Origin of the sequence: Phycicoccus flavus, assembly GCF_004025965.2 — a bacterium.
Classification (GTDB): domain Bacteria; phylum Actinomycetota; class Actinomycetes; order Actinomycetales; family Dermatophilaceae; genus Phycicoccus; species Phycicoccus flavus.
In genome coordinates this window covers 1-17,141 of sequence record NZ_SAYU02000001.1, presented here as the reverse complement: position 1 = coordinate 17,141, position 17,141 = coordinate 1, and the positions used below count along the sequence as shown (strand labels likewise).

The 17,141-nt window shown below is 76.1% G+C and carries 15 protein-coding genes and 1 pseudogene; 7 read left to right on the top strand and 9 right to left on the bottom strand.

Annotated features, from left to right (window positions below; all coding sequences use genetic code 11):
* Nucleotides 1-7 precede the first annotated feature (7 nt).
* Together EPD83_RS00080 and EPD83_RS00075 are read left to right on the top strand one after the other, a co-directional pair.
* Nucleotides 8-1,846 carry an RICIN domain-containing protein gene (locus EPD83_RS00080; protein WP_128365378.1) on the top strand — a complete coding sequence of 613 codons (1,839 nt, stop codon included), beginning with the start codon at nucleotides 8-10 and terminating at the stop codon, nucleotides 1,844-1,846.
* 42 nt (nucleotides 1,847-1,888) lie between these two features.
* Nucleotides 1,889-3,397, top strand: coding sequence for an RICIN domain-containing protein (locus tag EPD83_RS00075; RefSeq protein WP_128365379.1), 1,509 nt, complete (start codon nucleotides 1,889-1,891; stop codon nucleotides 3,395-3,397).
* Between the two features lie 96 nt (nucleotides 3,398-3,493).
* Here the strand turns inward: EPD83_RS00075 and EPD83_RS00070 are convergent, their stop codons facing one another.
* The gene (locus EPD83_RS00070) at nucleotides 3,494-4,255 is read right to left on the bottom strand and encodes an SDR family NAD(P)-dependent oxidoreductase (RefSeq protein WP_128365380.1); all 762 of its coding nucleotides are present in this window, start codon (nucleotides 4,253-4,255) and stop codon (nucleotides 3,494-3,496) included.
* Nucleotides 4,252-5,127: a fumarylacetoacetate hydrolase family protein gene (locus tag EPD83_RS00065; protein ID WP_128365381.1), complete on the bottom strand. Its 876-nt coding sequence runs from the start codon at nucleotides 5,125-5,127 to the stop codon at nucleotides 4,252-4,254. The genes EPD83_RS00070 and EPD83_RS00065 overlap by 4 nt, the downstream gene beginning before the upstream one ends.
* Before the next feature lie 108 nt (nucleotides 5,128-5,235).
* Here EPD83_RS00065 and EPD83_RS00060 point away from each other — a divergent pair, with 108 nt between their 5' ends.
* From EPD83_RS00060 to EPD83_RS00045, 4 genes are read left to right on the top strand one after another with little or no spacing between them, the layout of a single operon-like run.
* Entirely contained in the window at nucleotides 5,236-6,519 is a 1,284-nt protein-coding gene (locus EPD83_RS00060; protein WP_128365382.1) for an enolase C-terminal domain-like protein, read from the top strand.
* Nucleotides 6,516-7,469, top strand: a complete 954-nt coding sequence (locus EPD83_RS00055; protein ID WP_235950259.1) for an aldo/keto reductase — start codon at nucleotides 6,516-6,518, stop codon at nucleotides 7,467-7,469. Before EPD83_RS00060 ends, EPD83_RS00055 begins: the two co-directional genes overlap by 4 nt.
* Complete coding sequence (locus EPD83_RS00050; protein WP_128365383.1) at nucleotides 7,466-8,320, top strand: amidohydrolase family protein; 855 nt, start codon at nucleotides 7,466-7,468, stop codon at nucleotides 8,318-8,320. Before EPD83_RS00055 ends, EPD83_RS00050 begins: the two co-directional genes overlap by 4 nt.
* A gap of 40 nt (nucleotides 8,321-8,360) precedes the next feature.
* The gene (locus tag EPD83_RS00045; protein WP_128365384.1) at nucleotides 8,361-9,089 is read left to right on the top strand and encodes a FadR/GntR family transcriptional regulator; all 729 of its coding nucleotides are present in this window, start codon (nucleotides 8,361-8,363) and stop codon (nucleotides 9,087-9,089) included.
* Between the two features lie 16 nt (nucleotides 9,090-9,105).
* Here EPD83_RS00045 and EPD83_RS00040 read toward each other — a convergent pair whose 3' ends face one another.
* The 7 genes from EPD83_RS00040 to EPD83_RS00010 all read right to left on the bottom strand — a co-directional run bounded on the left by EPD83_RS00040 (nucleotide 9,106) and on the right by EPD83_RS00010 (nucleotide 16,431).
* Nucleotides 9,106-9,843 (bottom strand): glycosyltransferase, encoded by a 738-nt coding sequence (locus EPD83_RS00040; RefSeq protein ID WP_128365385.1) that lies wholly within the window; start codon nucleotides 9,841-9,843, stop codon nucleotides 9,106-9,108.
* Nucleotides 9,840-11,225: a bifunctional PIG-L family deacetylase/class I SAM-dependent methyltransferase gene (locus EPD83_RS00035; RefSeq protein WP_128365386.1), complete on the bottom strand. Its 1,386-nt coding sequence runs from the start codon at nucleotides 11,223-11,225 to the stop codon at nucleotides 9,840-9,842. The genes EPD83_RS00040 and EPD83_RS00035 overlap by 4 nt, the downstream gene beginning before the upstream one ends.
* Nucleotides 11,222-12,244 (bottom strand): acyl-CoA dehydrogenase family protein, encoded by a 1,023-nt coding sequence (locus EPD83_RS00030; protein ID WP_165566100.1) that lies wholly within the window; start codon nucleotides 12,242-12,244, stop codon nucleotides 11,222-11,224. The genes EPD83_RS00035 and EPD83_RS00030 overlap by 4 nt, the downstream gene beginning before the upstream one ends.
* On the bottom strand, nucleotides 12,241-13,128 hold the full coding sequence (locus EPD83_RS00025) for a glycosyltransferase family 2 protein (protein WP_128368610.1): 888 nt from the start codon (nucleotides 13,126-13,128) through the stop codon (nucleotides 12,241-12,243). Before EPD83_RS00025 ends, EPD83_RS00030 begins: the two co-directional genes overlap by 4 nt.
* The gene (locus EPD83_RS00020) at nucleotides 13,125-14,171 is read right to left on the bottom strand and encodes a glycosyltransferase (RefSeq protein ID WP_165566099.1); all 1,047 of its coding nucleotides are present in this window, start codon (nucleotides 14,169-14,171) and stop codon (nucleotides 13,125-13,127) included. The genes EPD83_RS00025 and EPD83_RS00020 overlap by 4 nt, the downstream gene beginning before the upstream one ends.
* Nucleotides 14,168-15,247 carry a glycosyltransferase gene (locus EPD83_RS00015; protein ID WP_128367868.1) on the bottom strand — a complete coding sequence of 360 codons (1,080 nt, stop codon included), beginning with the start codon at nucleotides 15,245-15,247 and terminating at the stop codon, nucleotides 14,168-14,170. Before EPD83_RS00015 ends, EPD83_RS00020 begins: the two co-directional genes overlap by 4 nt.
* Before the next feature lie 275 nt (nucleotides 15,248-15,522).
* On the bottom strand, nucleotides 15,523-16,431 hold the full coding sequence (locus tag EPD83_RS00010) for an alpha/beta fold hydrolase (protein ID WP_128367869.1): 909 nt from the start codon (nucleotides 16,429-16,431) through the stop codon (nucleotides 15,523-15,525).
* A gap of 173 nt (nucleotides 16,432-16,604) precedes the next feature.
* Between EPD83_RS00010 and EPD83_RS00005 the strand changes: the two are divergent.
* Nucleotides 16,605-17,141 (top strand): annotated as a pseudogene (locus tag EPD83_RS00005) (hypothetical protein); the annotation flags it as partial.

Here is a 17,141-nt window from a genome sequence, read left to right as displayed (position 1 = left end):
CAGCACGATGCGCCGAACCTGCCTGACCCGAGCCGCCGGGGCCGCCGCCCTGGCCGCGACCCTCGCCGGCGGCACCGTCGTCGCCGCCTGGGCCTACGTCCCCACCCCGAAGGTCCTCTACCAGCTGGACGGCGCCGAGGCGTGCCTCAAGGGCCGCGGGAACTGCGTCATCTACCCGAAGACCACCGAGCTGCCCTCCGGGCGGCTGGTGGCGGCGTTCGAGAAGTCGACCGTCGTGGGCTACCCCTCCCCCGACACCGCGGGGGGCGCCGTCGGACAGACGATGCCGGTGTGGAAGAGCGACGACCACGGTGACAGCTGGCAGCCGCTGTCCCAGGTCCGCCCACCCTCGCAGCTCAGCTCCGACCCGGCGGTCGCGAAGTTCTCGAGCAACTGGACCAACCCGTACCTCTACGTCATGCCCGAGACCGTCGGCAGCCTCACCAAGGGAACCCTGGTGCTGGCCAGCGTCGTCTCCGGCGAGGACGAGTACTACCGGGAGCAGAAGGCGCAGAACCCGAGCTGGGAGCCGACCAACGACGGCGACCGCCGCAACGTGAGCATCGCCCTGTTCAGGAGCAACGACTCCGGGGCGTCCTGGTCCTTCGTCAACATGGTCGCGGTCGGCGGCTGGCAGGGCGGCAGTGCGGGGAACATCGGGTCGGCAATCTCCCGGGCCAACGTCAGCGGGCAGATCGACCCCTTGTGGGAGCCGCATCTGCTCGTCCACGGCGGCAAGCTCGTCGCCTACTACTCCGACGAGAACGACTACAGCGGCTACGACACCACCACCGGCGTCCCCACCCTGGCGGCCGACAACGACACCGGCCACGACAGCGGGGCCCAGATCCTCGTGCACCGCACCTGGGACGGGACGAGCCCGTCGTGGAGCGCGCCCGTCGTCGACGTCGCGGGTGACCCGTTCACCGACAACGGCGCGCCGCGCATCGGGGGCGGCCGGCCCGGCATGACGACCGTCGCGCCGACCACCGACGGCCGGTGGATGATGACCTTCGAGTACTTCGGCGGCGGCTCCTCGACCCGCCACAAGGTCGCCGCGGACCCCACGCGCTTCTTCGCCGACGGCGACCCCAACGGTGAGCCCAACTCGGGCTTCGCGACGACGCGCGGGTCCGGCGCGATGGGCGGCGGTGGCTCGCCCGTGCTCCAGTCCCTGCCCGACGGACGACTGATCTACAACGCCTCGAACAGTGGCAGCGTGTGGATGAACGACGGCAGCAGCACCGGGGCGTGGACCGAGTACCAGACGACGCTCGGTTCCGGCTACAGCCGCAACCTCCAGTACGTCACGGCCACCGGTCGCGTCGAGGTCCTCCAGGCCACCTGGGGCGGTGCGTCCACCCAGCCGGTCATCCGGCACGCGGACGTCGACCTCGGTCGGTCGGCCGGCACGTACTACCGCATCACGAACCGGCGCCACAACCAGGTCGTCGGGACCGGCGGCAACGTCACGGACGCGAACATCGGCGCCGGTGACCGGCCCGACGTGCGCGTCGAGGGAGCCGGGTCCGCCCCGGCCGCCACGCAGCAGTGGCACCTCACGACGAAGCCGGGCGGCGGGACCACCCTGCTCAACCGGTCCGGCGGTCGCGCGGCGTCGATCTGGGGCGGCAACGCCTACGGCGGGGCGTCGATCGGCTCCTGGGTCGACGACACCGTCACCGGCCAGTGGACGGTGGTCGACCTCGGCACCGGCTACGTGAAGCTCCGCTCCACCGGCGACCCGAACCTCTACCTGACGGCGACCCGCAAGAGCACCGGCCTGTCGCTCCAGCCCGCGACGAACGACGGCTCCCAGGAGTGGCGTCTGGACGTCACTCCCTGACCGAGCCGTCCCGACCCCCGAACCCGACAGATCGGAGTCATCATGAGATGGTCCCCCCGCCGCGGAGTCCTCGCGGTCGTCACCGCCGCCCTGCTCGTCGCCGCCGGCCCGCTCCTGGCCGCGCAGGCCTTCGGGCCGAACGTCCTCTACGCCCCGAACCCCGGCGACTGCCGGCGGGTGTCGTGCGTGACCTACGTGAAGTCGGCGCAGCTGCCGAGCGGCAAGATCGTCGCGAGCTTCGAGGACGACAGCCAGGACTACAACGGTCAGGTGTGGCCCATCTGGTCCAGCACCGACGACGGCCGCAGCTGGTCGCGGACGTCCGAGGTGCCGGACACCCACCGCGGATGGGGCAACTGGACCAACCCGTTCTTCTACGTGCTGCCGCAGCCCATCGGCGGGATGCCGGCCGGCACCCTCCTGCTGGCGGGGATCTCGGCGCCGCCGGACCGGTCCAGGACGGCCGTCGAGATCTACAAGAGCACCGACGAGGGCGTCACCTGGTCCTTCCTCAGCGAGGTCGCCGTCGGTGGGGCCGAGAACGGCACTCCCGTCTGGGAGCCCTACCTCCTCGTCGCGGGCGGCAAGCTCATCTGCTACTACAGCGACGAGCGCGACAAGGCCCGCCACAACCAGAAGCTCGTCCACCAGGTGTCGACCGACGGCGTGTCCTGGGGTCCGGTGGTCGAGGACGTGGCGCTGGCCGACTCGCGTCTGCGCCCGGGTATGCCGGTCGTCACGAGGATGGCGAACGGGCAGTACATCATGACCTTCGAGGTGGTCGGCGCACCCGGCGTCCCCAACAACTTCAAGATCTCCGCCGACCCGGAGTCCTGGAGCCCCAAGAAGGTGGGGACGACCATCGACTACGGCGGCAGCCCGGTCATCACGACCCTCCCCAACGGCCGGCTGGCCTACAACTCCTACGACTCCGGTGACATCCGCATCAACACCGGCAACGGCACCGGGCCCTGGACGAAGGTGGGCACGAACATGCCGGTGGGGTACAGCCGGATGATGCAGTACGTGCGGGGGACCGGGCGGATGCTCGTCCTGTCCGTCGACGGCTTCTGGAGCAGCACGACGAACGTCGTGCGGGCCGGTGACGTGGACCTCGGGTACTCGACCGGCCCGTACTACACGCTCGTCAACGTCAAGAGCGCCAAGGTGCTCGACGCGAGCCAGGCGAGCCTCCAGGACGGTGGCTCGGTCATCCAGTGGACGAACACCGGCGCGGCGAACCAGCAGTGGCACGTCTCCGACGTCGGCGGCGGGTACCGCGCGATCCTCAACCGGAACAGCGGTCGCGCGGTGAGCATCGAGGCCGGGTCGACGGCCGACGGCGCACCCGCGATCCAATGGGTCGAGAACAACGGCGACGACCAGGACTGGCAGCTGGTGCCCTCGGGCAGCAGCTACAAGCTGGTCAACCGCCAGAGCGGCAAGCTGCTCACGGTGAGCCAGGGCTCGACCTCCGACGGCGCCGCTGTCGTCCAGTGGCCGGACCGGGGCCTCACCGAGCAGCTCTGGACGCTGGTCCCCGTCTCCTGAGGCGACCGTGAGGGCGTCGCCGCCGGGTCCGTCCGGCGGCGACGCCCTCCGTGCGTCCGCGGCGCTCCCCGGGCGGGGACGCACGGCCCGCGTCGCTCAGGACGCCGGTGGCCGGAGCACCACGTGGTCCATGCCCCCGTCGACGGCCAGGGTGACGCCGGTGGTCGACCCCGCGCCCGGCGAGGCGAGGTAGGCGACGGCCTGGGCCACCTCGTCGGCCGAGACGAGCCGACCGTGCGGCTGGCGCGCCTCGAGCGCCGCGCGCTCGGCAGCGGGGTCGTCGGCGGCCGCCAGCAGCCGTCCCACCCAGGGGGTGTCGGCCGTGCCCGGCGCGACGGTGTTGACGCGGATGCCCTCGCGCAGGTGGTCGGCGGCCATCGCCCGGGTCAGGGCGTGCACCGCTCCCTTGGTCGCACTGTAGAGCGCCCGCTGGGGCAGTCCCTGGGTCCCGGCGACGGAGCCGACGTTCACCACGGACGCGGCCCGGGAGCGGCGCAGGTACGGCAGACAGGTCCGGGTGACCCGGGCCGTGCCGAGCACGTTGACCTCCCAGACACGGCGCCACTCGTCGTCGGCGTTGTCGGCCACGGTCCCGGCGGCGCCGACGCCGGCGCAGTTGACGACGACGTCCACGCCGCCGTACGCCACGACGGCGGTCTCGACGCCGCGCACCACCGACTCCTCGTCCGTGACGTCGCACGTGACCGGCAGCACGCCCGGCCCGCCGTCGACCCCCGACACGTCGCGGTCGAGAACGGCGACCTCGCAGCCCTCGGCGCGCAGCACGTGGACGACGGCCGCACCGATGCCGGAGGCACCCCCGGTCACGACCGCGACGAGCCCGTCGAACCGGCTCATCGCGCCTCCTCCTCCCGCACCGCCGACGCGGGGGCCCGCGCCACGAGTGCCTGCCGGGCCCGGCCGAGTCCCTCGACCTCCACCTCGACCACGTCGCCGACCCGCAGGTACGGGAACCGACCGGAGAGCGCGACCCCCTCGGGGGTGCCGGTGAGCACGAGGTCCCCCGGCTCGAGCGTCAGGTACCGGCTGAGGTCGTGCAGCAGCTCACCGACGGAGAAGACCATGTCTCCCGTCGCGGAGTCCTGGCGTGGCTCACCGTTGACCCAGCTGCGCAGGCGGGGGTCCGCGGGCACGTCGTCCGGGGTGACGAGGAAGGGCCCGGTCGGGGTGAACGTGGGGCAGCACTTGCCCTTGCTCCACTGGCCCCCGGAGAGCTCGAGCTGGAGCTCGCGCTCGGAGACGTCGTTGACCGTGCAGTACCCGGCCACGTGGGTGAGCGCCTCCTCGGGCGAGGAGAGCGAGCTGCACCGGCGTCCGACGACGACACCGAGCTCGACCTCCCAGTCGGTGCGCGTGCTCCCCGGGGGCAGGACGACGTCGTCGCCGGGGCCGACGACCGTGTTCGGGTGCTTGAGGAAGACGACCGGGCGCTCCGGCGGCGCGGCTCCGGACTCGGCGGCGTGCGCCGCGTAGTTCATCCCGATGCAGACCACCGCCGGAGGCCTGGCCACCGGGGCGCCCCACCGGGTGTCCGGCGGGATCTCGAGGAGGGGCAGGTCCTCGAGATCCGCGCGCACCCGGTCGAGACCTCCGGACTCGAAGAACGGGCCGTCGAAGTCGCGCGTCAGCCCGCGCGCGTCCGCCCAGCCGCCCGGTCGCTCGACGACCGGGATCTCCTGCCCCGGGTCTCCGCGTCGTGCCAGTCTCATCCGGTCCTCCCAGACATCGGGTCTCTGTTGGTTCTGTTGCGGCAGAGTCTAGACTCGACCGACGAGAGATCCGATGTCTGATCGGACCGACCGCCCTGGACGGAGCCCATGAGCACGATCACCGCCTTCCGCACCCACGACGTGCGGTTCCCCACCTCCACCCTGCTCGACGGCTCGGACGCGATGAACCCGGACCCGGACTACTCGGCCGCCTACCTGCGCATCGTCACCGACGACGACGGGCCCGACGGCCACGGCTTCGTCTTCACGATCGGCCGCGGCAACGACGTGCAGGTGGCAGCCGTCCGCCTCCTCGAGGGGATGCTCGTGGGACGGGAGGTCGAGTCCGTGCTCGGCGACCTGGGGGAGACCTGGCGGCGGCTGGTCCACGACTCCCAGCTGCGCTGGCTGGGACCCGAGAAGGGGGTGATGCACATGGCGATCGGGGCGGTCGTGACCGCCCTGTGGGACCTGCGGGCCAAACGTGCGGGGTTGCCGCTGTGGCTTCTGCTCTCGTCGTTGTCGCCGGAAGAGCTCGTCGACCTGGTCGACTTCCGCTACCTGACCGACGCCCTCACCCCGCAGGACGCCCTCGACATCCTCCGGACGGCGCTCCCCGGTCGCGAGGAGCGCACGGCGACGCTGCTGCGCGAGGGGTACCCGGCCTACACGACGACCCCGGGCTGGCTCGGCTACGACGACGCCAAGCTCGAGCGGCTGGCGGCGGAGGCGGCCGCGGAGGGGTTCCGGCAGATCAAGCTCAAGGTCGGCAGCGACCTCGCGGACGACCGTCGGCGCCTGGCCATCGCCCGGCGGGCCGTCGGGGACGGGGTGGCCATCGCCGTCGACGCCAACCAGCGGTGGGGCGTCGACGAGGCCGTCGAGTGGGTCCGGGCCCTGGAGGACCCCACGCTGGCGTGGGTCGAGGAGCCGACCAGCCCCGACGACGTCCTCGGCCACGCCCGTATCGCCCGGGAGGTCGCGCCGATCCCGGTCGCCAGCGGCGAGCACATGGGCGGGCGGGTCATGGCCAAGCAGTTCCTCCAGGCGGACGCTGTCCAGGTTCTCCAGATCGACGCCACCCGGGTGGCCGGCGTCAACGAGAACATCGCCATGCTCCTCCTCGCCGCGCGGTTCGGCGTCCGGGTCTGCCCGCACGCCGGGGGCGTCGGCCTGTGCGAGGCGGTCCAGCACCTGTCGATGTTCGACGTCGTCGCCGTCAGCGGCACGCTGGAGGGGCGGATGATCGAGTACGTGGACCACCTCCACGAGCACTTCGCCGAGCCGGTCGTCGTCCGCGGCGGCCGGTACCTCGCGCCGTCCGGTCCGGGGGCGGGCACCGAGATGCTCGCGCCGTCGATCGCGGCGTACGAGGTGGGGACACCGCGGTGACCCTCGAGGTCGGGTCCATCACCCTGGGGACCGCCGAGATGGGCAACCTGTTCCGGGTGATGCCCGACGCGCAGGCCCGGGCCGTCCTCGACGCCGCCTGGGAGTGCGGCATCCGCTCCTTCGACACCGCGCCGCACTACGGCCTGGGGCTGGCGGAGCAGCGGCTCGGCGCGTTCCTCGGCACGGTCGGGCGCGAGAGGGCCCGGGTGTCGACGAAGGTCGGCCGGCTGCTGGTGCCGCGCCCCGACGGGCGGGCGGTCCCCGACACGGACATCTTCGCCGTCACCTCCACCCTCACCCGCCGGTGGGACTTCTCGGACGCGGGCGTGCGTGCCTCGGTCGAGCAGTCGCTGGAGCGGCTCGGGACCGACCGGCTGGACGCGGTGTACCTGCACGACCCGGACGAGTCGCCCGACCCGCCCGGGGCGCTGCACTCCGGGCTGTCGGCGCTCGCTCCGCTGCACGCGGCCGGGACCGTCGGCGTGCTGGGCGTCGGGACCAAGTCCGTCGCCCAGATGGCCGCGGCAGCGGCGGACGACCGCGTCGGCGAGGTCATGGTCGCGGGGCGCTACACGGTGCTCGACCGGAGCGCGCGAGGTGAGCTGGTCCGGTGCTCCCGCGCCGGGGTGCGGGTGGCGGTCGCGTCCGTGTACGCGAGCGGCCTGCTGGCCTCGGACGAGGTCGCCGGGACCTACGGCTACCGGACCGCCGGTCCCGACGTCGTGCGGCGGGCCCGCCGGGTGGCGGAGGTCTGCCACCGGTACGGTACCGACCTGCCCACGGCCGCCCTCCGCTTCGCGGCGCAGGGCCCCGGGGTCGCGTCCGTCGTGCTCGGCGCGAGGTCACCGGAGCAGGTCCGCCAGAGCGTGGCCCGGGCGACGGCCCCGATCGACCCCGCCCTCTGGGCCGCACTCGAGGAGCTCGAGCCGGACCCCGGGCCGGCGCGATGAGGATCGACGCCCACCTCCACCTCTGGGACCCGGCCGAGGGCATCTACCCCTGGCTGCGTCCAGAGCACGGGCCGCTGCACGCTCCCTTCTCCGCGGCGGACGCCGAGCCCCTGCTGCGGGCCGCCGGCGTGGACCTCGCCCTCCTCGTCCAGGCCGCGGACGACGGACGCGAGAACGAGCGGCTGCTCGCGACCGCGCGGACCCACTCCTGGGTGGCGGGCGTCGTGGCCTGGGTCGACCTGGAGCGTCCGGACCTCGCGGACGGGGCCCTGGACGGGCCGCTCGCCGACCCGCGGGTGCGCGGGGCCCGCCAGCTCCTGCACGACGACCCGCGTGAGGACCTGCTCGACCGGGCGGCGGTCCGGGAGACGCTGCGCGTCCTCGCCCGGCGTGACCTCGCGGTCGACGTGCCCGACGGATTCCCGCGGCTCCTGCCGGGCGCGGCCCGGGCCGCGCAGCGGACCGACGGTCTGCGCCTGGTCGTCGACCACCTCGGGAAGCCGCCCCGCGCGGGCGGACCCGAGGCCATGGCGGCCTGGCGGCGCCAGCTGGCCGCGGTCGCCCGGACGGGCACCACGGTGGCCAAGGTCTCGGGGCTGTACGTACCCGGGCTCGCGTGGAGCGAACAGGCCCTGCTGCCGGTCCTCGACGTGGCGCTGGAGCTCTTCGGCCCCGAGCGCCTCATGCTCGGGAGCGACTGGCCGGTGACGGTCGCCGGGCCGGGGTACGCGGGGACGGCGGACGTCCTCGACGGGCTCGTCGCCCGGCTCTCCCCGTCCGAGCAGGAAGATCTGCGGTGGCGCACCGCCGCCCGGACCTACCGTGTGGGACCGGCGGTCCAGGACCGGTGACACCCTTCTCCGCCGCCCCACCTCTCCGAGGGAGAAAGCCATGGCCGTGACCGACGACGCGATCCTGCGCATCAAGGCGATGATCGTCCAGGGTGACCTGCGCCCCGGCGACCGGCTGCCCCGCGAGGCCGACCTGGCCGACCGTCTGGGGCTCTCGCGCAACTCCCTGCGCGAGGCGGTCCGGGCGCTGTCCCTCGTGGGGGTCCTCGACGTCCGACGCGGGGACGGCACCTACGTGACGAGCCTCGACGCGGCGCTCCTCATGGGCGCGATGGAGTTCATCGTCGACCTCCACCGTGACGACACGGTCCGCCATCTGGTGCAGGTACGCCGGATGCTCGAGCCCGCGGCGACGGCGCTGGCGGCGGCCCGGATCGGCGACGACGACCTCGCGGCCCTGGAACGGGACCTGCGGGCGGTCGGTCCGGACACCGGTGCCGAGGAGCTCGTCGCCGCGGACCTCGCCTTCCACCGCCGGATCGCGGCCGCTTCGGGAAACCCCGTGCTCGCCTCGGTGCTCGACGGCCTCAGCGCCCCGACCCAGCGGGCGAGGGTCTGGCGTGGGCTCACCGAGGCCGGCGCCGTCGAGCGGACGGTCGCCGAGCACCGGGGCATCTGGCTCGCGCTGCGCGACCGTGACCCCGAGGCCGCCCGCACCCGGGCGCTGCTCCACGTGGCGGGGACCGAGGCGTGGGTCGGCGACGCGATGGAGGGCGTCGTCGACGGGTCGTCGCCGACGTCCACGGACCCGGCGTCAGGGTCGGGGTGACCGCGGCGGTGCGAGGTCAGCGGCGGCGGGTCCGGGCCCGCCGGGCGGGCGCGGGGTCGGTCCCGGGCAGGGCGGCGAGGTAGCCGGCGAACCCGCCCTCGACCCGCCCCTGGAGCCGCGGCGAGGTCCGCACCCGGGTCCGGTCGGTGGCGACCCACGGGTGACCGAGCGCCCGGACGCGCCTCACGAGCCCGACGTCCTCGTGGCGGACGAGCCGCCGGAAGCCCCCGGCCGCCGCGTAGGCCGTGAGCCGGACCCCGAGGTTGGCACCGTGCACGTAGGGGTGGCCGTCGCGCAGGTCGTGCCGGGAGTGCCACTCCGCGAGCCGGACGGGGTCGAGGTCACCGGCCGGGACGACGGTGCCGACCACGAGGTCGGCGCCGCCCTCGGCCAGCGCGACCTGCTCGGTCAGCCAGTGCGGCGGGACCTCGCAGTCGGCGTCCGTGCTCGCGATCCAGACGGCCTCGTTGGGGATGTCGGCCGGGCGCAGGGCGAGACCGCCGCGGACCCCCAGCCGGCGCGCGGCCCCCACCGTCCCGGCGAGGACGGGGAACGCGGTCACCGGGTACCGCGCGGTCACGGCCGCCGAGCCGTCGACGCACCCGTCGAGGACGACGACGACGTCGACCGCGACGTCCGGCCGGGCCCGGCGCAGCCGCGCGGCGGCGACCTCGAGGCTGCGCAGGCACGGCCCGAGCACCTGCTCCTCGTCGCGCGCGGGCACGACGACGAGGACGTGGCGGACGGCGCTCACCGGCGCCCCTCGGCGGCCGCCACCGACCCCGGCCCGCCCCAGACGTCGGCGAGCACGTCGGCGTCGGCGTGCCGCACCCGGTGGCCGAGGTCGGCGAGGACGGCGCCGGCCTGGGCGTGCACGGTGGGCCCGTCGAGCGGCACCTCGTCCGTGGAGTGCCGCCAGTGGACGAGCACGACCTCGCCCTCCGGCGCCAGGGCGGCGTGCACCCGGCGCAGGGTCGCGAGCAGCTCCACCGGGGTGAGGAAGTAGCCGACCTCGGACACCACGACGAGGTCGAACGGGCCGTCGGGCACGGCCCCGGGCGCCCGGCCCCGGACCCAGGCGACGTGGGCCGGCGCGTCCCGGCGGGCCTGCTCCAGGGCCCGGGCGCTGACGTCGACGGCGACGACCTCGTCGGCGCGGCCGGCCAGCCGGCGGGTGAGCAGGCCGTCCGCGCAGCCGATCTCGAGGACCCGGCGGTAGCGCTCCCGGCCGAGCAGCGCCGCGGTGAGGTCGCGCTTGCGGGACTCGTAGAACGAGCCGCGGAAGCCCCACGGGTCGGGGCCGTCGTCGTACATGGCGTCGAACGGCTCGGCCACGGTGTCGTCGGCGCGGGCGGGCCGCACGGGCAGCACGCCGTCGGCGGCCAGGAGCAGCTCGACGACGCGGGCGGCCCGGCGCAGCACGGGCGGGGTGAGGACGGCCTCGTCCCCGGAGCCGGGGCCGAGCGGGCGGGTCTGCGAGGGGTAGGCCTCCAGGGCGCCGGCCTTGGCGTCGAGGTCGGCCGGCGTGAGCTCGACGACGTGGGCCCGGGACCAGTCCAGCTCGTCCGGCGAGCCCCAGTGCCACAGCCAGAGCGGGTAGTGCGCGAGGCCCGACCCGTCGCCGACCGCCCGGGCGGCCGCCCGGCCGAGGGCGTCGTGGTCGGGGTGGCCGTCGCCGGTCCACGGGGCGAGGACGAGGGTGCGCGGGCCGCGGCGGCCGGCCACCTCGGCCACGAGGACGTCCTCGGCCGCCTCGAGCCCGCCGTCCGGCAGCTCCAACTGGTCGACCGGCGCCCCGGGGGCGAGCCGGCCGACGGCCAGCGTGGCCTCGGCCCGGCGGACCTGGGCCAGCAGCCTCGGGGTCCAGGCCGTCGCGTGCGGGTGCGAGCCCTCGCCGCGGGTCGCGACGAGGACCCGGACGGGCAGGCCGGCCCGGGCCGCCGCGGCGACGAGACCGCCGACGGCCAGCGACTCGTCGTCGGGGTGGGCGGCGAGGACGAGCACGTCGTCGTAGCGGTCCGCGAGCCCGGGGACGTCGACGAGCGGGACGTCCGCCCAGCGCGGGTCCAGCAGCCAGGCCGGCTCCGGGGTGCCGGGGTCGCTGTGGTGGAAGAGCGGCTGGACGCGGGCCGTCATCGGTCGTCGTCCCCCAGCACGAGCGACCCGAGGGCGGCGAGGTCGCGCTCGGCGTGGTGCTGGCGGAGGTAGACGGTGAGGTCGGCGACCCGGCCGGCGTGCTCGTCGTCGTGGGTGAGCGGCGCGGGGCCGAGGCCGTGCCCGACGACGGTGAGCACCTCCTCGGCGACGCCCGCGACGACGGCCCGCACCCGGGCGGCGAGCAGGGACCCCGCCGGGCCGTCGGCCGACCCGTCCCCGATGGCGCGGGCGGCGTCCCGGAGGGCGAGCAGGGCGGTGTGCAGCCCGCGGTCGGCGGTGCCGAGGTGGAGGAGCGCGACCTGGTCCGGGGGGCGGCGGCCGGCGGCGTCCACGAGCCGGCCGCCGAGCGCGGCGGCCCCGCCGAACCAGACCGCGGCGACGCCGATGCCGCCCCAGGCGAAGCCGGGCCGCGCGAGGTACCAGCCGGGCTCCCCCACCGGGACGGCGGGCACGTCGTCCAGGACGACCGCGCCGGTGGTGACGGCGGTCAGGCCGCGGGCGACCCAGTCCCCCGCCTCGTGCGCGACGCCGCCGTGGCGCAGCGGCACTGCGTACAGCCCGGGCCGTTCGCCCTCGTCGACGGTGACGAGGGCGTGGCTGAGGCTCGGCGCCAGCGAGCACCAGGCCTTGCGCCCGGAGACCCGCCAGCCGGTGTCGTCGGTGCCGCTCGAGCGCGTGGCCCGCAGGACGGCGCCGGGGGCGCGGGCGGCGTAGACGCCGAATGTGCTGTCCTCGTCGACGCCGAGGGGCGTCAGGTCGGGGCGCCCGGCCTGCTCGAGGACGGCGACGGCGTCCAGGTGCGGCTCGACCGTCCGGGCGGTGCCGAGGTCGCCCGCCCCCAGCGTGGCCAGCGTCGCGAGGTAGCGCCACGGGTCCGCGGGCAGGTCCCGGGCGACGGGCGCCAGCCGGCGGCCCAGGTCGAGCGCGGGGCCCAGGCCCGCCGGGACGGCGGGCGGGTCCGGCTCGGCCCACTCGGCGGCCCGCCACACGGTGCTCACCGCGACCCCGCCGTCCGCCGGGCCGGGCCGGTGGCGACCCAGCCGCCCGCGCCGTCGCGCCGGACCAGCCCGAGGTCCTCGAACCCGTCGAGCCAGCCGCCCATCGGCCACCAGCCCCAGCGCCGGGCGAAGCGGCCGCCGTTGGCGACGATGTCGTGGACGTGCTGCACGGGCAGGCCGCCGTCGCCGTGGTGCTGGTGGTAGGCGGTGGCGCCGCCGAGCCAGAGGATGCTGCCACCGGCCGCCTCGAGCCGCTGGCCGACGTCGGTGTCCTCGGCGCCGTAGCCGACGTAGCCCTCGTCGAAGCCGCCGACCCGCTCGAAGTCGGTAACCGTCGCCGCGAACGACAGCGACCAGAACAGCCGGGCGTCGCCGCCGCGCTCGACCGCACCGGCGGGCGGCGCGGGCCGGGCGGCGTGCGGGGTCGAGCCCGCCTCCAGCGCCGAGTCGTCGACCCAGACCGGGCCGGCCGCGGTCGTCGCGGCGTCGAGGTAGCGCACCACCCCGCAGGCGAAGACCGGCGGGTCACCCTCCGCCGCGGCGGACGCCAGCGCGGCGAGGTAGTCAGCGACGAGGTCGGGGGCCGGGACGCAGTCGACGTCGAGGAGGACGACGACCTCGGCGCCCCGGTGCGCGGCCTCACGGACGCCGGCGTTGCGCGCGGCGGCCAGCGGCAGCCGGCCGTCGACGAGGTCGACGTCGACGACGTGGGCGGGCGGGCCGTCCGGCGCCTCGGCGAGGACGCCCGTCACGTCGGGGTCGCCCATGGCGACGACGACGTGCGCGTCGGGGGCGTGGGTCTGGCGGGCCAGGCCCCAGCGCTGCCCGGTGAGGTGCCGGTGCCGCCCGTGCACCGGCGTCACGACGGCGACCCGGGGGGTCACAACGGCACCCGGTCGGGCCGCGGGGCGGCCGTCCGCCCGGTGGGGTGGTCGGTCGGCTCGTCGGCCAGGTCGTCGGCGATGGCGTCGAGCCGCCGGGCCGCGTCGGCCGCGGCGTCGCCGGGGCTCCACCGCTCCCAGCCGGCACCGCCGAGGGTCCGGGCGCGCTCCAGCAGCGCCGGCCAGGCGTCGGCGTCCGGCCACTCCGCCAGGCCGACGGCGAGGCCCAGGGCGTCGACGCACCGGGCGGTCCACGCCTGCTCGTCGAAGGGCCGCGGCTGGGCGACGACGACCGCCGGACGCCGGGCGGCCGCGACCTCGGCGACGGCGTTCTGCCCGCCGTGGGTGACGACGACGTCGGCGTCGAGCAGGGACTCCCACAGCTCCTCGGGGCCGGTGTCGCTGCACTCGGTCCACTCCCAGCCGGGGGTCGCGGCCCGCGCGGCGGCCACCTGCCCGTCCGTGGTCGACCGGCCGCCGGCGCCCCAGAGCAGGAGGACGCGCGGGGCGTCGCGGCGCGCGGGCGGGCGGACGGGACGGCCGTCGAAGCGGCTCATCGCCCCGACGGTCCAGACCTTGCCGGCCCATTCGGACGGCCAGGCGACCTCGTGGGTGCCGGCGGGCCAGGGGGCGAGCAGGGCCTCGGCGACGTCGTGGGCCAGGGCGTGCACCGGGTCGGACCGGTCGCCGGGCAGGACGGCGACGACGACGGGCACGCCGCACAGGCGCGCGAGCAGCGTCACCTCGACCGAGACGTCGACGACGAGCAGGGCCGGCCGTTCGGCGGCGGCCCACGCGGCGACCCGGGCCGAGCGGGCGGCGAGGCCGGCGTCGCGCCGGGGGACGTGGTGCAGCACCCCGCGGGCGGTGGCGTCGGCCGGGGCGGGGTCGAGGTCGTCGGGCTCGAGGTCGACCCAGTGCCCCGTCCAGCCCTCGGGCGGCGGACCGGACCCGAGGCCGGTCACGGGGTGGCGCAGGTGCGCGGCGACGGCGGCGGCCCGGGTCGCGTGCCCGCGCCCCTGGTGGTGGACGTACCACCCGATCACGCGACGAGCCCCGCGCTCAGGGTCTCGTAGTGGTCGAGGTACTCGCGCACCATCCGGGTCACCGAGCACTCGCGCACCGCCCGCTCGCGGCACGCGCGGCGGTCGAGGCGCCGGGCGGCGGCGACGGCGTCGGCCGCGCGGTCCAGCAGGTCGGGGGCGTGCGGGTCGAGGAGCACGCCGGAGGTGGCGTCGATCACCTCGGGCAGGCCGCCGCGGGCCAGGGCGACGACGGGGGTCCCGCAGGCGAGGGACTCCGCGGCGACGAGCCCGTACGGCTCGTCCCACTCCGGCGTCACGAGGGTCGTGGCGCTGGAGCCGAACAGCGCGGCCAGGCCGGCGGTGTCGAGGTGGCCGACGTACTCGACGTCGTCACCGAGCTGGGGCCGGACGAACCGGTCGAAGTACACCGGGTCGCCGACCGGTCCGGCGAGGCGCAGGCGCCGCCCGGCGGCCCGCGCCATGGCGATGGCGACGTGCGGCGCCTTCTCGGGGACGAGCCGTCCGCCCCAGGCGAGGTCCGGACCCCCGAGTCCCGGGGTCCAGCGCTCGACGTCGATGCCGTTGCGCACGACCTGCACGGGCGCGACGTGCCGCCAGGTCTCGGCGGTGTGCTCGCTGACGGCGACGTGCCGTGAGGACCGGCCGGGCGAGGCCTCGGCGATGGCGATGGCGGGCTCCAGCCAGGGCGTCGGCGGGGTGTGCAGCGTCGTGACGACGGCGGCGGGGACCGACCCGGCCATGGCGACGGGCAGGTGGTGGAGGCTGTTGTTGTGGACCACGTCGACGTCCTCGCGGCGCTGGAGCTCGAGCATCACCTGGAGGTAGGCGTGGTGCTCGCGCAGCCAGGGCTCGGGGACCATGCTCACGTCGGCCCGCGCGGCGTCGCTGAGCCGCAGCGGGCTGGTCCGCAGGATCCGGGCCCCGAGGCCGGGGTCGGTGCCCTCGCCGGCGAAGACGGTGACGTCGACCCGGTGCTCGCGCAGGCCACGCACGAGGTGCCAGGTCAGCGACTCCAGGCCGCCGGCGAAGGGCTCGGCGACCGGGTGCCGGGACGCGGCGAGGATCACGACGTGCACGCGGCCTCCCCGGCGACGGGGACGACCGGGTGGGTCGTGCGCGGGGAACGGGTGGCCGGCGGTCCTGCCGTCACCGAGGGCCGGTCGTGGGCCCTGCCGCGGACATGGGTCCGCTGCCGCCCCCGAGGGTCGTGCTGGTCATCGTCGCTCCTGCCGTGGTGTGGCCCTCCCTGTACCCCCTCGGGGGCCCGGTCATGCCCCCCACCTCGCCGGGCGTCGGCGGCCGCGTCGTCGCCGTCCGCCCCCGCGGCTGTGGGGCGGGGCCGGGGCCGGGCTCAGCCGGTCCGCTCCTGCGCCGCGCGGGCGTGGGCCGCGATCTCGGCGACGAGCCGGGGCCACAGCTCGCGGGGCAGGTCGTGGCCCATGCCGGGGAGAGTGACGAGGCGCGCCCCGGGCACGGCGTCGGCCGTGGCCCGGCCGGCCTCGACCCGGATCAGCGGGTCGGCCTCGCCGTGGACCACGAGGGTGGGCACCGCGAGGCCGCGCAGCCGCTCGGTGCGGTCGCCGGACGCGAGGACGGCGGCGTACTGCCGGGCGACCCCGACCGGGTCGTTCGCCCGGCGGTACGCCGCACGGGAGCGCTGCGCGACCTCCGCCTCGTCGGCGGGGTAGGCCGGCGAGCCGATGACCCGTGCGACGGCCACCCCGCGCTCGCCGGCCGCCGCCTCGTCCGGGACCGGCGGCAGGGTGAGGACGGCGAGCGCCTCCGGTGTGCCCCGCCCGACGCCCCCGCCCGGGGTGGACATGACCGAGGTCAGGCTGGCCACCCGCTCGGGATGGGCGAGGGCGGTCTCCTGGGCGACCATGCCGCCGAGCGAGACCCCGACCAGGTGCACCCGCTCGACCCCGAGGGCGTCGACGAGGCCCGCGGTGTCGGCGGCCATGTCGGCGAGCGTGTACGGCGCGTCCGTCACCGTCCCGCCCTGCGCCAGCGGTGAGAGGTCGGGCCTGCCGGCCTCGTGCAGGTGGGTCGAGAGCCCGACGTCGCGGTTGTCGAACCGGACGACGTGGAAGCCCTCGGCGGCGACGGCCGCGCAGAGGTCGGGGTGCCAGCCGGTCAGCTGCGTCCCCAGCCCGTTGACGAGGAGCACGGTCGGGTCCTGCGGCGAGCCGAGGGTGTCGTAGGCGATGTCGACGTCGCCGCAGCGGGCGGTCCGCACCTCGGGCTCGGGCTGTCCGGTCATGGCTCGCTCCTGTCGCGGGGGTCCCTCGTCGTCGGGGACGGCGCGCGGTCCACAGGGGGCGCGAGCCGCTCAGGCCCACGCTACGTCGGCCACAGGTCCGTGACAGGCACGCCCCGGACCGTGGGGCGACGAGCGGCCCTCCGGCCGTTCGGACGAACCCAAGGAGTGTCATCATGCGACGCAAGACCCTCGGCGTGGCCGCCGCCTCCCTCGCGGCCGTCGGAGCCTTCGCCGTGACCGGCGCGGCCATCGCCGCCGCGGCGGACGACTCGTCCGCCACCCCCTCCCCCTCCTCGTCCGCGAGCGCGTCCGGGTCCGCCGGCGACCGCGGTCCGGGCGGCCCGGGCGGGGCGGACCAGCACACCGCCGTCACCGGCGCCGAGGCCGAGAAGGTCGTCGCCGCCGTCGAGGCCCAGGACCCCACCGCCACCATCGACACCGTCCGCAAGGACCCCGACGGCTCCTACGACGCCCTCGGCACCAAGGACGGCAGCCCGGTCATGTACGACGTCAGCGCCGACCTCAAGACCGTCACCGAGCACACCGGCGGCCCCGGCGGCCCGGGTGGTCACGGCGGTCCGGGCGGGGCGGACCAGCACACCGCCGTCACCGGCACCGAGGCCGAGAAGGTCGTCGCCGCCGTCGAGGCCCAGGACCCCACCGCCACCATCGACACCGTCCGCAAGGACCCCGACGGCTCCTACGACGCC

What these genes read in the sequence shown, in the direction of transcription:
- EPD83_RS00050 (WP_128365383.1), top strand. Translation starts at nt 7,466, where the DNA reads ATGAGGATCGACGCCCACCTCCACCTCTGGGACCCGGCCGAGGGCATC.
- EPD83_RS00080 (WP_128365378.1), top strand. Translation starts at nt 8, where the DNA reads ATGCGCCGAACCTGCCTGACCCGAGCCGCCGGGGCCGCCGCCCTGGCC.
- EPD83_RS00065 (WP_128365381.1), bottom strand. Translation starts at nt 5,127, where the DNA reads ATGAGACTGGCACGACGCGGAGACCCGGGGCAGGAGATCCCGGTCGTC.
- EPD83_RS00060 (WP_128365382.1), top strand. Translation starts at nt 5,236, where the DNA reads ATGAGCACGATCACCGCCTTCCGCACCCACGACGTGCGGTTCCCCACC.
- EPD83_RS00070 (WP_128365380.1), bottom strand. Translation starts at nt 4,255, where the DNA reads ATGAGCCGGTTCGACGGGCTCGTCGCGGTCGTGACCGGGGGTGCCTCC.
- EPD83_RS00035 (WP_128365386.1), bottom strand. Translation starts at nt 11,225, where the DNA reads ATGACGGCCCGCGTCCAGCCGCTCTTCCACCACAGCGACCCCGGCACC.
- EPD83_RS00010 (WP_128367869.1), bottom strand. Translation starts at nt 16,431, where the DNA reads ATGACCGGACAGCCCGAGCCCGAGGTGCGGACCGCCCGCTGCGGCGAC.
- EPD83_RS00075 (WP_128365379.1), top strand. Translation starts at nt 1,889, where the DNA reads ATGAGATGGTCCCCCCGCCGCGGAGTCCTCGCGGTCGTCACCGCCGCC.
- EPD83_RS00045 (WP_128365384.1), top strand. Translation starts at nt 8,361, where the DNA reads ATGGCCGTGACCGACGACGCGATCCTGCGCATCAAGGCGATGATCGTC.